We start from the raw sequence: 15598 nt of genomic DNA, 5'->3' as shown, positions 1-15598 counted from the left end.
TCTGAATTGGAAAACCAAAGAGCTCCATTTAATCACCTCTTTTATAAAACTTAAATCTCCTTTCGTATGTAATTAGTAGTTAATACGAAAGGTATAGAAAAAAGTTTCAAAAAATTTCCTTCTCCCCCCCAGTGCCTCCCTCAGCATATGATTGTCTATTTTATTACAACAACAAAAAAAGACCGCTTAATCAGCGGTCCCAACATTCATCAGTATTTAATCAAAAAGTACTTCTTCTTGCCACGTCGAATAACAGTAAACTCTCCGTCAATGCGGTCTTTTTCGTCTAATGTGTATTCGAGTTCATTCACACGTACTCCATTTACAGAAATCGCGCCATTGGTCACATCTTCACGTGCTTGACGCTTCGACTGTACAATCCCAGAGTTTACAAGTAACTCAACAATATTCAGGCTGCTGCCTTGCTCGTAAGTAAATGAAGGTACATCCTTGAAGCCTTGTTTAATTTCGCTTCCTGTTAAGCTTTGAATATCACCACTAAATAAAGCGGCGGAAATTCGAATGGCTTGTTGTAATGCATCTTCACCATGAATCAAACGAGTCATTTCTTCACCTAAAGCTTTTTGCGCCTTACGAAGATGCGGCTCTTCTTGAACGGCTTTTTCAAGCTCTTCAATTTCTTCTTTAGATAAGAATGTAAAGAATTTCAAGTATTTCACAACGTCGGCATCACTTGTGTTAATCCAGAACTGGTAAAACTCGTACGGCGATGTTTTTTCTGGATCTAACCAAACGGCTCCACCTTCCGTTTTCCCGAATTTCGTTCCGTCAGCTTTTGTCACTAGAGGAATCGTTAAACCAAAAGCTTTTGATCCTTCTGGTGACATCTTTCTGATTAACTCAAGTCCAGTTGTGATATTCCCCCATTGGTCGCTTCCACCAATTTGCATTCTACACTCATAGTTTTTATGCAGGTAGTAGAAATCCATTGCTTGTAAAATCGTGTACGTAAATTCAGTGAAAGAAATTCCCGTTTCTAAACGTGAGGAAATGGTATCCTTCGCCAGCATGTAATTGACTCCCACATGCTTTCCAAAATCACGTAAAAACGTAACGATATCCATAGAACCAGCCCAATCGTAGTTATTCACCATAACTGCGCCGTTTTCGCCCTCAAAATTAAACAGTCGATTCAACTGTCCCTTGATTCCCGCTACATTCACCTGAACTTGTTCAAGTGTTTGCAGCTTTCTCTCTTCACTTTTTCCACTCGGATCACCAATTAGACCTGTGGCTCCTCCCACTAATACGATTGGTCGATGTCCTGCTTGTTGAAAACGTCTTAAGGTTAAAAACGGAAGCAAATGACCAATATGCATGCTGTCAGCTGTTGGATCCACACCACAGTACAACGATATTTTCTCTTTATCTAAAACGTCTTTAATACCCTCTTCATCTGTTTGTTGGTAGACGATTCCTCGCCACTGTAAGTCCTGTAATAAATCCATACAAAGATCCTCCTTAATTGTGAGAAAAATAAAAAAGCCCCTCCGAATCAAAGATTCGAAGGGACGACTAATATAATCGCGGTACCACCCAACTTGAGGAACAGAATGCTCCTCCACTTAAAAAGATAACGGAATAACCGTTTACTGCTATAACTGACTTTAATTACAGGTTCACAGTAAATGCTCAGGGAGGTAATTCGATATTCTACATGTACTGACTCGCATCAAACGTCAGCTTTCTTTAACAGAGATAGAACAGCTACTAATTCCCATCAAGGCAAAATATTTAGGTGTTATTAGCATTTTTAACATAAAGGAACCTTTATTGTCAATCCAATTTTAGGTAATTTCTCATAAAACGACAGGATTCCCCCTTTTTGATAGCCTTTTTGTGGTATAATATAACTTGATTTTAGGGGGAATGTTGCCAATGAATGAAGAACGTAATTGGAAAGAAAAACTGAGGACATTGCTTCAACTTTTTACAAATAAAAAAACAGTAAAAGGTGCGAGCATTACCTATCAAGTAGTTTGGAACCTGACCTTAATATTACTTATTATTATTCTACTTGGTGGGGCGTTTGCAGGTGGTGTTGGAGCAGGCTACTTCGCATCATTGACAAAAAACGAACCTATCCGATCTTACGAAAGTATGAAGAAAGATATATACAACTATGAAGAAACATCGAATCTTTATTTTGCAAATGATGTATACCTCGGAAAGCTTCGAACAGATCTAGAAAGAGAAGAAGTTAAATTAGAGGAAGTGTCCGACTATTTAATAAAAGCTGTCGTTGCTACTGAGGACGAATACTTTTATGAACATGACGGAATAGTTCCCAAGGCAATTCTACGCGCACTTTTCCAAGAGGTAACAAACTCCTCTGTACAGTCTGGCGGAAGTACGTTAACACAGCAGCTTATTAAGAATCAAATTCTAACAAATGAAATTTCTTTTGACCGTAAAGCGAAAGAAATTCTTCTTGCTCTACGTTTGGAAAAGTTTTTTGACAAAAAAGAAATTTTGGAAGCGTATTTAAATGTATCGACTTTTGGTAGAAATTCCTCTGGAAGAAATATTGCAGGGGTCCAATCGGCTGCAAAAGGACTATTCGGGATTAGTGCAAAGGAATTATCACTTCCGCAGGCAGCCTTCATTGCTGGTTTGCCGCAAAGTCCTTTCGGCTACACTCCTTTTACCAATAAAGGAGAGCTAAAAAAGAACCTTGAGCCAGGGTTAACAAGAATGAAAACCGTATTACAAAGAATGTACGAAAATAACTCGATTACAAAAGATCAATATGACGAAGCATTAAGCTATGATGTGACAAAGGATCTTATCCCAGCTGGGACAAGTTCTATAGAGCAATATCCATGGGTTACCTTTGAAATCGAAAAAAGAGCCATAGACATACTTGCTAAAATTCTTGCAGAAAAAGATGGTTATACAGAAGAAGACTTACAAAATGACAATGCTTTGTTTGAAGAATATCAAACATTAGCAGACAGAGATATCCGTCGTAACGGGTATGAAATTCACTCCACGATTGATAAGAACATTTATGACGCAATGGATAAGGTGAAAAATGAGTATCAAAACTATGGGCCGGACAAGCCAGAAACGGTAATAGACCCTGAAACAGGGGAAGAAGTGACCATTATGGAACCTGTCCAAGTAGGTGCGATTCTTATTGAAAATAAAACCGGTAAAATTTTGAGTTTTGTAGGCGGTAGAGAGTATTCCGAAGACTCTCAGCTGAACCATGCTACGAATGCGATTCGTCAAAACGGGTCAACGATGAAGCCGCTGCTTGTTTACGCCCCTGCTTTTGAGCTTGGAAAGGCATCACCAGGTAGTATTTTACCTGATGTACCGTTACGATTAGCGCCAGGGATTAATCGCCCTTGGCCAACGAACTATGATAAGAGCTATAGTGGACTGGTTACTGCGAGATACGCTTTAGCTAAATCATTTAACGTTCCTGCTGTTAAACTATACAAAGATATTATTGGTCAGAGACCAGCTGAATACTTAAAGAAGATGGGATTCTCCGCTTTAACTCCTGGTGACTATGAACAATTGTCAACGGCTATTGGATCATTAGATAACGGAGTAACCGTTGAAGAAAACACAAATGCATTCGGTACTTTTGCAAATAGTGGACAGTTTATCGACGCATATATGATTGAAAAAATCGTTGATAAAGACGGGAATATTCTTTACCAGCATGAAGTAAAACCGGTAGAAGTATTTAGCCCACAAACCGCTTACCTCACGATTGATATGATGCGTGATGTAATCAATATGGGGACAGCTACTTCCGTTAAAAGTAGACTAAAGTTTTCATCTGATTGGGCTGGAAAAACTGGAACAGGAACAGATTTCCATGATGCCTGGTTCGTGGCGGTAAATCCAAATGTCTCTTTTGGTATTTGGAACGGATATGATACACCAAAATCTCTAAAATCATCTGGCCTCAATTATAGCTTACGGAATAACTATTTATGGGCTGACTTGATGAATGCAGCTTATGATGTAAATCCTGCTTTAATTGACCCTGCTGAAAGCTTTAACATGCCTGGTGGAATTGTGAGACGTTCATTCTGTGGTATTTCTGGTTTGCTCCCTTCAGATGCATGTTCAAAGGCTGGACTAGTTCAAACCGACTTATTTAATGCGAAATACGTACCGACGACTGTTGATGACAGCTTAGTCCAAGGAAAATATGTAACAATCGGAGACAAAAAGTATTTGGCACTAGATTCAACTCCAGCAGAGTTTGCAGAAACAGGAATGATATTAAACCCTGATTATATTGAAAAACTCTTTGGAATTAAGACAGGAGTTCAAAACCTGATTCCGAAAAAGAACAATAGCAATTGGGCAAACATTCTTCTTCCGGATGATAAACTTTCAGATAATGGAAAGGCGCCATCTCCTTTATCAATAGGTGTAAATGGCAATCAAATTACTTGGGGTTCTCACCCTGAAAATGATATTGTTGGATATCGTGTGTATTTGAATGGAAATAAAGTTGCTAGTATTAAGGTTGGCTCAGCACTTTCGTTTAGTGGTGGAAACGGCAAATATTATGTAACCGCGGTTGACATTGCTGGACAAGAATCAGCACCTTCGAATGAGGCATTAATCGGGCCAAAAGAAGAGGAAAAGCCTGCTGAACCACCAGTAACAGATCCTGGGACCGGAACAGGCACAGACCCTGGTACAGGAGGAGAAACCGGTTCAGGAAACGGAAATGGAAACGGGACAAATCCTGGCAATAACGGTGGAAATGGTTCAAACGGATAACCAAAAAAGCAATCCTCAATGAAAAGAGGATTGCTTTTTTTCTTAATCTTCCATTGTAGAAAGATCACCTGTTGGTAAATCTAACTCCCATGCTTTTAAGACGCGTCGCATAATTTTACCACTTCTTGTTTTCGGAAGTTTATCTCGGAATTCAATTTCACGAGGCGCTGCATGAGCCGCTAACCCTTTTTTCACAAATTGACGGATATCCTCCTTTAACTCTTCCGTTACTTCGTATCCATCTCTTAATGCAACAAATGCCTTAATAATTTCCCCTCTTACTGGATCTGGCTTCCCAATGACACCTGCCTCAGCGACTGCTGGATGTTCAACCAGTTTGCTTTCTACTTCGAAAGGTCCTACACGTTCACCAGATGTCATAATTACGTCGTCAATTCTTCCTTGGAACCAGAAATAACCATCTTCATCCATATATGCAGAGTCACCAGACACATACCAACCACCCGGCATAAAATACGACTCGTATTTCTGCTCATTTTTCCAAATGGTATGCATCATGGATGGCCAGCCTTTTTGAATGGCTAAGTTACCCATTCTATATGGAGGCAGTTCATTTCCTTGGTCATCAACGATGGCTGCTTTTACTCCTGGGATTGGTTTACCCATAGAGCCTGGCTTGATTTCCATACAAGGATAATTACAAATTAATTGAGCACCCGTCTCTGTCATCCACCATGTATCATGAATTCTAAGCTGGAATACCTTCATTCCCCAACGAACGACCTCTGGATTTAATGGCTCACCCACACTTAAAATATGTCTTAAGCTACTTAAGTCAAAGCGCTTTACCACTTCATCTCCCGCACCCATCAACATTCTAAAGGCGGTTGGAGCACTATACCAAACACTAACGCCGTATTCTTCAATCATTTTGTACCATGTTTCTGGATTAAAGCGGCCACCTACAACTACATTAGATGTCCCCGTAAGCCATGGACCAAAGATTCCATAGGAAGTTCCGGTTACCCAACCTGGATCAGCTGTACACCAGTACACATCGTCATCCTTAAGGTCTAATACCCATTTTGCTGTTTGATAGTGTTGAATCATTGCATTATGTACATGCAGTACACCCTTTGGTTTTCCCGTTGACCCTGATGTATAGTGGAGAATGAGTCCGTCTCTTCGGTCTACCCATTCAATGTCTAGCTTGCTGCTTGACTCTTCAAATCTCTTCTTAAAATCAATAAACTTTCCTTCTTCTTTAATATTTTCTCCCACCAAGAAAATCGTTTTTAAAGCAGGAAGTTCATCTACTGGGACTCTCTCAAGGAGTTCCGGTGTTGTCACAAGAACCTTTGCCTCACTGTCTTCCAAACGATCTCGAACAGCACCTTCCATAAATGCTTCAAATAATGGTCCAACAATGGCTCCTAGTTTGATTGCTCCTAAAACAGCAAAATACAATTCTGGTGATCTCGGCATAAAAATGAAGACACGGTCCCCTTTTTCCACATCTCCAAATGATTTTAATGTATTACCAGCTTTGTTTGAGAATTGCTTCATTTCTTTAAACGTATACTTTTCATTACGATCTGCATCTCTGTAATAAAGAGCAACCTTGTTTTTACGGTAGGATTCTGCATGTCGGTCAATCGCTTCATACGCAAGGTTTACTCGACCTGTTTCAGACCATGAAAATTCCTTTTCCACTTCTCGCCAGTCGAATTGCTTGTACATTTCATCATAGTTTCCTAGATTAAATACCCCATTGACTACTGATAGCGCTTCCACTTTCATCAAACCGTATCCCCCTTTGTTCATGCTTATTGTTATTATATAACAGAAAAATATTTTTCTCAATTTTTAAAATATTTGTTCAGGAAAATATTTATGTCACAAAATCTTTTTAAATTTAACAGAAAATTTGGTGAAAGCGCTTAAATTAAATGATTTTCATGTATAATATTGATTACAAAAGGTACGATTTTCATTGGGTGGTGTATAGATGGAACATATTAAAATATATAATGCAAAAAAATTAAAAACTCCCCATGGTGATTTAATTATTGAAGGTCCTATCTCTCCTGAAGCCTTATCAGGTTATGAATTTCATCATGACTTAGTTGCTTTTCGTCCCCCAGCGCAACAGCATCAAGCATTAATTGAAATCGCAGCCCTGCCAGAAGGAAGGATTATTGTAGCGAGGGACCGTCATACAATTGTTGGTTATGTTACCTATTTATATCCAGATCCTCTCGAGCGCTGGTCTGAAGGGAAAATGGAAGATCTAATTGAATTAGGTGCCATTGAGGTTATTCCTAAATACCGAGGTTGCAGTGTAGGGAAAAGCTTACTTATCGTCTCCATGATGGATGATGCAATGGAAGATTTCATTACTATTACAACGGAATACTACTGGCACTGGGATTTGAAAGGTACTGGCTTGAATGTGTGGGAGTATCGCAAAATAATGGAAAAAATGATGAATGCCGGCGGTTTAGAATATTTTGCAACTGATGACCCTGAAATTAGCTCTCATCCGGCTAACTGTCTTATGGCTAAGATCGGAAAACGTGTTCCCAATGAATCGATTGAAAAGTTTGATCGATTAAGATTCATGAATCGTTTCATGTACTAACTCTTATGTTTCTAAAAGAGTGATGTATTCATAGAAGGGGAGAAAATAGTATGATTGTCGAAGAGATTATGAAATCTGACGTCTCAACTTTAACCTCTGACAGCACGATAGCAGACGCCATTCAAATGATGAAAACAAAGCGGATTAGACATCTTCCAGTAATAGATACTGACCATCAGATCATCGGATTAGTGACAGATCGTGATATTAAGGATGCAACTCCGTCCATTTTTTATGCGTCCGAACACAGTGATGTGCTTCAAAAACCAGTAAAAGAAATTATGAGAACCAATATAATTACTGGACACCCTTTAGACTTTGTAGAAGAAATTTCAGCTGTTTTTTATGAACACCATATAAGCTGTGTCCCCATCGTAAAAGACCAAAAACTTGTTGGAATCGTAACTGAAACTGATCTGTTACATACGTTGGTTCAATTAACTGGAGCCCATCAACCTGGTTCTCAAATAGAAGTAAAAGTACCTAATCGAGCTGGAATGCTTTGTGAAGTTACTGCAGTAATTAGTAAGCGTAAAGCCAATTTACTTAGCGTGCTTGTCTATCCAGACAAAAAGGATGAAAACTTTAAAATTCTAGTATTGAGAGTACAAACGATGAATCCGGTTACTCTCATTGACGAATTAAAAAAAGCAGGATATACGGTCCTATGGCCAAATCTGCCAGGGATTACGACATGATCCATGATTCTGTTTTTATTTTTTCTGAAGAACAACTAAAGTACAAATTCAACTCCAATCATCCTTTTAATCAGCTTCGCTTAAAAATTACTCTAGATTTATTAAAACAACTGAATGCCCTATCTGATCATCAAATGATTCAACCTAGGAAAGCTAGCGATGAAGAATTACAGCTTATTCATGATCCTAGTTATATTAATGCAGTAAAGCTTGCCGGTCTCGGCCAACTCTCTGCCGAAAAAGCAGAAAATTATGGCCTTGGAACAGATGATACTCCAATCTTTCCCCATATGCATGATGCAAGCTCCTGGCTGGTTGGGGGAACATTGACCGCTGCTGACTATGTTATGACAGGGAAAGCCAAACATGCACTGAATCTTGGTGGTGGTTTACATCACGGTTTTAAAGGAAAGGCTTCTGGCTTTTGTGTCTATAATGATAGTTCCGTAGCTATAAAGTATCTTCAAGAAAAATACCATGCAAGAGTTCTTTATGTGGACACAGATGCTCACCATGGTGATGGGGTACAATGGTCCTTTTATGATGATCCGGATGTTTGTACATTGTCCATACATGAAACAGGGAGATATTTATTTCCTGGTACAGGGAATGTGAACGAAAGAGGGCAGGGTAAAGGCTATGGTTTTTCCTTCAACATCCCTGTTGATGCCTTTACGGAAGATGAATCGTGGCTTGAGTCGTATACCACCTCTTTAACAGAAGTTGCTGCTTTTTTCAAACCAGATGTGATCGTAACCCAGAATGGCGCTGATTCTCATTATTTGGACCCTTTAACCCATTTATCAGCTACCATGAACATCTATCGTGAAATCCCTAAACTTGCCCATCGTATTGCCCATCAGTATTGTGAAGGTAGATGGATTGCTGTTGGTGGTGGGGGGTATGATATTTGGAGGGTTGTTCCTAGAGCTTGGTCATTACTCTGGCTAGAAATGACCAATAACTTAGAGCTTTTGAATCATCCATTGCCTACAGAGTGGATTCAAGCATGGCAGTCAAAAGCCTCTGTCTCATTACCAAAACACTGGGATGACCCAAGCGATTTATATCCACCCATTCCTCGGAAAGCTGAAATTACTGAAAAAAATGCACAAACAGTCGAAAAAGCATTATATCCGATCCGTAACAATAAAAAGAGTATTGAAAAAGGCTGAAACTAATCAGCCTTTTTCTCATTTATCCGCTATTTCATTAGCATTGTATTTTGGATCAGAGATGACAATCTCGACCCTTCTATTTTTTTGCCAATTTTCCTCACTATTGTTGGGAACAATCGGCCTCGTCTCACCGTATCCAACAGCAATAAACCTCGTTGAATCAAGCTGAAAGTTTTCAATTAAATATCTGATGACTGAACCAGCTCTAGCTGCAGAAAGCTCCCAATTGGATGGATACCGCTCAGTCGTAATTGGTCGATTATCTGTATGGCCTTCGACCTTTACAAGATTCGGCATCTCCCCAAGCATCGCTCCCACTTTGTCCAAAAAGGCATTTGATTCATTTAGAATCTCTGCTTCTCCTGACTGGAACAATGCTTGTTCTTGAAGAACTAACACCACGCCTCGCTCTGTTCGATTGGCAACGATGACGTTGTTTAGCCCATTATCATCTAAATAGGATTGGACCTCTGCCAAAAGATCATCTAAACTTTGAGCAGATTCATTATTCTCTTCTTGTTCCGACTCACCCTCTCCTTCTAGTGGTACAATAGAAGGATAAAAATCTAGGAATTGCTTATCTCTCATCGAATCAGCAAGTGCTTGGAACTTAATAAGATCGATTTGCGACATAGAAAATAAAAGAATAAAAAAGACAAGTACAAGCGTTATTAAATCAGAAAAAGTTACCATCCAACGTGGTGCCCCTTTAGGAGGCTGCCGATGTTTTTTAGTAATTTTCATCATCTAAAGCCTCACTATTTAACTCTTTTTCCTTGGCCTCACGTTCTTCTTCAGACAGAAATGCACTTAGCTTCTCTTGAAGAAGATTCGGATTTTGCCCTGATTGGACACCAATAACCCCTTCAACAATAACCTGTTTAATAAAAGCTTCTTTTTCTGTCTTCAACTCTAGTTTTGCTGCTATAGGAATAAAGACCAGGTTCGCAAGCAAGGATCCATATAACGTTGTTAATAGAGCGATTGCCATATTAGGTCCTAGTGTTGATGGGTCATTTAAATTTTTGAGCATGAGAACAAGCCCTATTAATGTCCCGATCATCCCCCAAGCTGGAGCATAATCACCAGCCTTTTCGAGAATCGCCCTTCCCTTTCTATGCCGTTCTTCCATCGCTGAAATTTCAGCTAATAGAATATCTTGAATAACATCAGGATCCGTTCCATCAATAGCTAATAACATCCCTTTTCGTAAAAATCGATCTTCTACTTGATCAATCTCCATTTCAAGTGAAAGGAGACCTTCTCTTCTCGCTTTGCCCGATAAATGGACAAAGGTATCAATCAAATCTTGAAGCTTCCTTTCGTCAGAAGAAAAAGACTGTTTCATAACTTTGATCATCTGCTTTATATCTTTTAAAGAAAAGCTGACAAGTAAGCCTGAAAGTAGTCCCCCTATAACAATAAGCAATGATGCAGGGTCAACAAATGATAAAAGTCCGCTTATTCCCCCGTTGTATACAATTCCAAATAACAGCATAATTACACCTATCGATAATCCGATAGGTGTTAGAACATCAAGCTTTTTCATAGTTTCTCTCCCAACTATCATAAACGAATTTGTCCACTACCTAACATATCGACAAACTGTTTACTTTGTTGAGCTTCTAAGCTCAATTCGGTGCGGAAGTACTACTGTATGTTCTGAGACTTTTTCCTTATTCATAAATTTCGTTAACAAACGCATCGCAACTGCACCGATATCATACAGAGGCTGAATAACCGTTGTTAGTTGTGGTCTTACCATAAGAGAAATTCTTGTATTGTCTGAGCTGATCACTTCGAAGTCTTCTGGAACGCTGTACCCTTTATCTTGTGCTCCATGTACAACTCCGACGGCCATTTCATCAGAACCAACAAAGATAGCTGTTGGTTTTTCAGGAAGTTCGATTAACTTATCGAACGCTTCAATACCTGAATCGTACGTATAATCTCCCTCTACAATAAGAGCTTCATCAACTGGAATTCCAGCTGCCTCTAATGCCTTTTTGTAACCTACCAACTTCTTCTCTTTGTTAATCGGTTCATGGTAAGGTCCGATAACCATCGCAATTTTTTTATGGCCTTTTTCAATAAAGGTATTTACAGCATCAAACGTAGCTTGCTCATAATCAATATTTACAGAAGGTACTTGTTCAGAATCTTCCAAGGATCCAGCAAGAACAATTGGAGCTGGAGATCTTTTAAATTCTGCCACATGCTCCTCAGATATATTTCCACCCATAAATACAATTCCATCCACTTGTTTTCCAAGCATGGTGTTCAGTAAGTGTAACTCCTTGTCCTTATTTTGGTCTGAGTTACTTAAGATGATGTTGTATTTGTACATGGTCGCAATATCTTCAATACCACGAGCAAGTTCTGCAAAAAATGGATTCGAGATATCTGGGATAATTACTCCAACCGTTGTTGTTTTTTTACTAGCTAATCCTCTTGCTACGGCATTTGGACGATAGCCTAATCTTTCAATCACTTCTAAAACCTTTTTTCTTGTAGCTGGTTTTACATTTGGATTACCATTCACAACACGTGACACTGTAGCCATGGAAACATTTGCTTCACGTGCTACATCATAAATTGTTATGTTCACAATACCCACTCCTTCTATATACGTCCTAACTTTACGTTTATTTTACTGCAAGTCTGTCATTTTTAACCATTATATAAAAATCGAAACTTGTCTATTTATGTATCATTATCATACTTCACATAGTGAATTGTCGCAATGTAAAGGCTATCTATTTAACAAAAAAAACAATTTTACGGTGGAAAACGCAAAAAAAACCGCCTATGATAAGCTCTCATAAGTCGGTTTTTTGTGTTATATCTTATACACGCACTAAGTTAGAAGCTTGAATTTCTTTGTAGAAAGCATTAAATTGATCAATGTTCATTTGTTGAGCCGAATCCGACAATGCAACTGCTGGATCTGGATGAACTTCTGCCATTACTCCATCTGCACCTACAGCAAGAGCTGCTTTTGCCATCGGAAGAAGTAGATCTCTACGACCAGTTGAGTGTGTTACGTCAACAAGAACAGGTAAATGTGTTTCTTGCTTTAAGATTGGAACAGCTGAAATGTCTAATGTATTTCTTGTTGCTCTTTCATACGTACGAATACCACGCTCACAAAGGATAATTTGACCATTACCTTGAGACATAATGTATTCAGCTGCATTAATGAATTCTTCAATAGTTGCAGCAAGTCCACGCTTCAATAGAACCGGCTTATTTACAGCACCTGCTGCTTTTAAAAGCTCAAAGTTCTGCATGTTACGCGCACCAATTTGGATGACATCAATATAGTCAACAGCTTTCTCTATGTCAGCTGGGCTTACGATTTCACTAATTACAGCTAGATCGTACTCGTCAGCTACTCTTTTTAAAATTTTCAGCCCTTCTACACCAAGTCCTTGGAAATCATAAGGTGAAGTTCTAGGCTTGTATGCTCCACCACGCATGAATTTTAATCCTTTTTCTTTGATTGAAGCAGCAACAGCAGCAACCTGCTCATATGACTCAACTGCACATGGTCCGAAAATTAATTGTGGGATGCCATGGCCAACTTTTTCTCCCTTTACTTCAACAATTGTATCTTCAGCCTTCTTCTTACGAGACACAAGCAATGCTTTGCTATGATCATCCTTTTGAAGTTCTAATCCAGCCTTAAAGATTTCTTTGAAGATATGTTCAACCGTAGAATTTTGGAAAGGTCCATCGTTGTTTTCCTTAATTATATCAAGCATGCTTCTTTCACGAACTGGATCGTAACGGAATACCCCTTGTGTTTCCTTTACACGTCCAATTTCTTGAACAAGTCTAGCTCTTTCATTAATTAACTTTAAAAGCTCAACATTTAACTCGTCAACACGGTCCCTAAGCTGATCTAACTCAACATTACTCATCATTTCTCGCCCCTTTGAATAGTAGATTTGAAAACAATGCTTTATTACATGCGAAATGAAAAGCCTAAGAAGGATTGTTCTTTATCCGCTTCATAAAGTGTGTTACATTTCTATATAAGTTAGAGTAATTATATATGAAATATTTTCAAATGTCACGCAATTTTCTTTAATAATTAAACGCTTTTAAGTATTAAAGTAGATTCTTTATTATATGAACCTAAGCTAGAAGGTGTGATTTTCTTTGTCAATGAATAATAAATTGTTTGCTTTAGATATAGGTACTCGCTCATGTGTTGGCATTATTCTTGAAGAAACGAATGGTCAATATCATGTGGTTGATATGTTATCAATAGAACACTCGGAGCGTGCTATGCTAGATGGCCAAATTCATGATGTTATGGCTGTATCAAAGCTTATTACCCAAATAAAAGAGAAACTTGAAATCAAACACGGTCCTCTTCAAAAGGTATGCGTCGCAGCTGCGGGAAGGGCTTTACGAACGGAACGCTCAAAGGTATCACTCCCCATTAACGGCAAACCAATCATGCAAAAACAGGACATTCTTCATCTGGAGCTTTTAGCTGTTCAACATGCTCAAGCTGCAGTTGCAGAGAAATATAAAGAAGAAAAAAGTCATTATTATTATTGTGTCGGATATTCTGTCCTTTATTATCGTTTAGATGGAGAAGAAATCGGTAGCCTGATTGACCAACAAGGAGACGAGGCATCTGTAGAAATTATTGCAACTTTTTTACCGAAAGTTGTGGTTGAATCCCTATTAGCTGCCTTAACACGTTCAGGGTTAGAGATGGAAGCTTTAACACTAGAGCCAATAGCAGCCATAAATGTTCTCATTCCTCCCTCCATGAGGCGGTTAAATGTAGCGTTGGTGGATATCGGTGCTGGAACGTCTGATATTGCCTTAACCGATATGGGAACAGTTATTGCTTATGGAATGGTTCCTATCGCAGGAGATGAAATTACAGAAGCAATCAGTGATCAATACTTACTTGATTTCCCTTTAGCCGAAATGGCTAAAAGACAATTAAATACCCAAGAGTCCATAACAGTCACTGATATTTTGGGATTTGAGACAGAGGTTTCGAAGTGGGAGGCAATTGAACAAATTTCTTATGCCATTGATCGCCTTGCTGGGTCAATTTGCAATGAGGTACTACAGCTTAACAATGGCAAATCCCCAAAAGCAGTTATGCTAGTCGGCGGTGGAAGCTTAACACCTGAACTGGCAAAGAAAATTGCTGAGAGGCTTGAGCTTCCTCCAAATCGAGTCGCAATAAGAGGGATTGATGCCATTTCGTCCTTAACTATCTCAGAGAAGATCACAAAGGGACCAGAGCTTGTCACTCCCATTGGTATTGCTCTAGCTGCCAAACAATCACCGGTGCAATATATGACTGTTTACGTGAATGAACAACCCGTTAGACTATTCGAGGTGAAAAAATTAACAGTTGGAGATTGTTTATTAGCTGCAGGAATTAAAATGAATAAGCTGTACGGTCGACCAGGTCTAGCCATGATCGTTACTTTAAATGGAAAAAACATTACCATTCCTGGTCAATATGGTCTTCCTCCGACATTAATGAAAAATGGAGAATGTTGTGCCCTAGATGATTCTATTGAAAACGGGGATGTCCTGTATGTTGAAAAAGGACAAGATGGAGATCGTACCACACTATCCATTGGTCAGTTACTTGATGAAATCCCAACCAATGAAATAGAGATCAACGGAGAAACATACCAAATTGAACCAACATTTATATGCAATGGCGAAACGGTAGATACAAATTATCTACTTAATGATCGAGATGATATTCTATTTCAATTTCCGAAGACACTTGAAGATCTGTTTCATTATCTGAATCTGACAAATCTTAAAGAAGAACTTCGACCGTTTCAACTAACCCTGAATGGTAAGGATACATTTTATCCCTCCTTTTCAGGTAAGCTCTACCGTAATGGGATGGAATCAAGACTTCAAAGTAGCTTTGAGAATCATGATAAAATCACCGTACAAATGAGGGAAAATATTACTCTACTAGACCTTGCGAATGCAAATCAATATATACTTAATCAAACAATACCTGTTACGTTCAATAATAAAGAAATACTCTTAAAAAAGAGTATCACCGTTGTGAACCGAGGAGATCAAAAATTATATGAGGATAGCACCATCTATGATGGTGACACCTTAAGCATCTCTCATCAACGTTTACAGCCCTTTATCTTTCAAGACATCTTTAAAGAGGTGAATATTGACCTTCCAAAAGAAATGAATGGGTCATTCATACTTTTGAAGAATAACGAAGAAACAACGTTCTATGATAATCTTGAACCGTTCGACTCTTTACAGATCATTTTTCCAACTCAAAAAGGAAGCCAGGTTATCAAATGATACCT

At 38.8% G+C, this 15598-nt stretch carries 11 protein-coding genes and 1 other annotated feature; of the genes, 5 read left to right on the top strand and 6 right to left on the bottom strand.

Translation table 11 applies throughout. The features are described from left to right. Positions 1–209: 209 nt before the first annotated feature. Positions 210–1469, bottom strand: a complete 1260-nt coding sequence (gene tyrS / locus ACGLXV_RS12110; protein ID WP_391558791.1) for a tyrosine--tRNA ligase — start codon at positions 1467–1469, stop codon at positions 210–212. A 56-nt stretch (positions 1470–1525) separates the two neighbouring features. After that, positions 1526–1754, bottom strand: a binding site (T-box leader). Between the two features lie 145 nt (positions 1755–1899). Here tyrS and ACGLXV_RS12105 point away from each other — a divergent pair. Next, positions 1900–4779 (top strand): transglycosylase domain-containing protein, encoded by a 2880-nt coding sequence (locus ACGLXV_RS12105; RefSeq protein ID WP_391558790.1) that lies wholly within the window; start codon positions 1900–1902, stop codon positions 4777–4779. A 42-nt stretch (positions 4780–4821) separates the two neighbouring features. Here the strand turns inward: ACGLXV_RS12105 and acsA are convergent, their stop codons facing one another. Continuing rightward, the gene (gene acsA / locus ACGLXV_RS12100) at positions 4822–6540 is read right to left on the bottom strand and encodes an acetate--CoA ligase (RefSeq protein ID WP_391558797.1); all 1719 of its coding nucleotides are present in this window, start codon (positions 6538–6540) and stop codon (positions 4822–4824) included. Between the two features lie 208 nt (positions 6541–6748). Here acsA and ACGLXV_RS12095 point away from each other — a divergent pair, with 208 nt between their 5' ends. From ACGLXV_RS12095 to ACGLXV_RS12085, 3 genes are read left to right on the top strand one after another with little or no spacing between them, the layout of a single operon-like run. After that, positions 6749–7381, top strand: coding sequence for a GNAT family N-acetyltransferase (locus ACGLXV_RS12095; protein ID WP_391558788.1), 633 nt, complete (start codon positions 6749–6751; stop codon positions 7379–7381). Between the two features lie 50 nt (positions 7382–7431). Then, complete coding sequence (locus tag ACGLXV_RS12090) at positions 7432–8079, top strand: acetoin utilization AcuB family protein (protein ID WP_391558787.1); 648 nt, start codon at positions 7432–7434, stop codon at positions 8077–8079. Beyond that, entirely contained in the window at positions 8076–9254 is a 1179-nt protein-coding gene (locus tag ACGLXV_RS12085; RefSeq protein WP_391558796.1) for an acetoin utilization protein AcuC, read from the top strand. The genes ACGLXV_RS12090 and ACGLXV_RS12085 overlap by 4 nt, the downstream gene beginning before the upstream one ends. Before the next feature lie 18 nt (positions 9255–9272). Here the strand turns inward: ACGLXV_RS12085 and motS are convergent, their stop codons facing one another. The 4 genes from motS to ACGLXV_RS12065 form a co-directional block, all read right to left on the bottom strand. Further along, positions 9273–10001, bottom strand: a complete 729-nt coding sequence (motS, locus tag ACGLXV_RS12080; RefSeq protein WP_391558795.1) for a flagellar motor protein MotS — start codon at positions 9999–10001, stop codon at positions 9273–9275. Continuing rightward, positions 9988–10806: a flagellar motor protein MotP gene (gene motP, locus ACGLXV_RS12075; protein WP_119709501.1), complete on the bottom strand. Its 819-nt coding sequence runs from the start codon at positions 10804–10806 to the stop codon at positions 9988–9990. The genes motS and motP overlap by 14 nt, the downstream gene beginning before the upstream one ends. A 60-nt stretch (positions 10807–10866) precedes the next feature. Further along, positions 10867–11865, bottom strand: coding sequence for a catabolite control protein A (gene ccpA, locus ACGLXV_RS12070; RefSeq protein WP_119709502.1), 999 nt, complete (start codon positions 11863–11865; stop codon positions 10867–10869). A gap of 238 nt (positions 11866–12103) precedes the next feature. Next, positions 12104–13180 carry a bifunctional 3-deoxy-7-phosphoheptulonate synthase/chorismate mutase gene (locus ACGLXV_RS12065; protein ID WP_119709503.1) on the bottom strand — a complete coding sequence of 359 codons (1077 nt, stop codon included), beginning with the start codon at positions 13178–13180 and terminating at the stop codon, positions 12104–12106. Between the two features lie 247 nt (positions 13181–13427). On the opposite strand from ACGLXV_RS12065, the gene pilM reads away from it, so the two are divergent. After that, on the top strand, positions 13428–15593 hold the full coding sequence (gene pilM / locus ACGLXV_RS12060; RefSeq protein ID WP_391558794.1) for a pilus assembly protein PilM: 2166 nt from the start codon (positions 13428–13430) through the stop codon (positions 15591–15593). The last annotated feature ends 5 nt before the right edge of the window (positions 15594–15598 follow it).

Origin of the sequence: Robertmurraya sp., assembly GCF_036676585.1 — a bacterium.
Taxonomy (GTDB): Bacteria; Bacillota; Bacilli; order Bacillales; family Cytobacillaceae; genus Robertmurraya_A.
The sequence above is the reverse complement of the archived record's forward strand: the minus strand, read 5'-3'. Positions and strand labels throughout refer to the sequence as shown.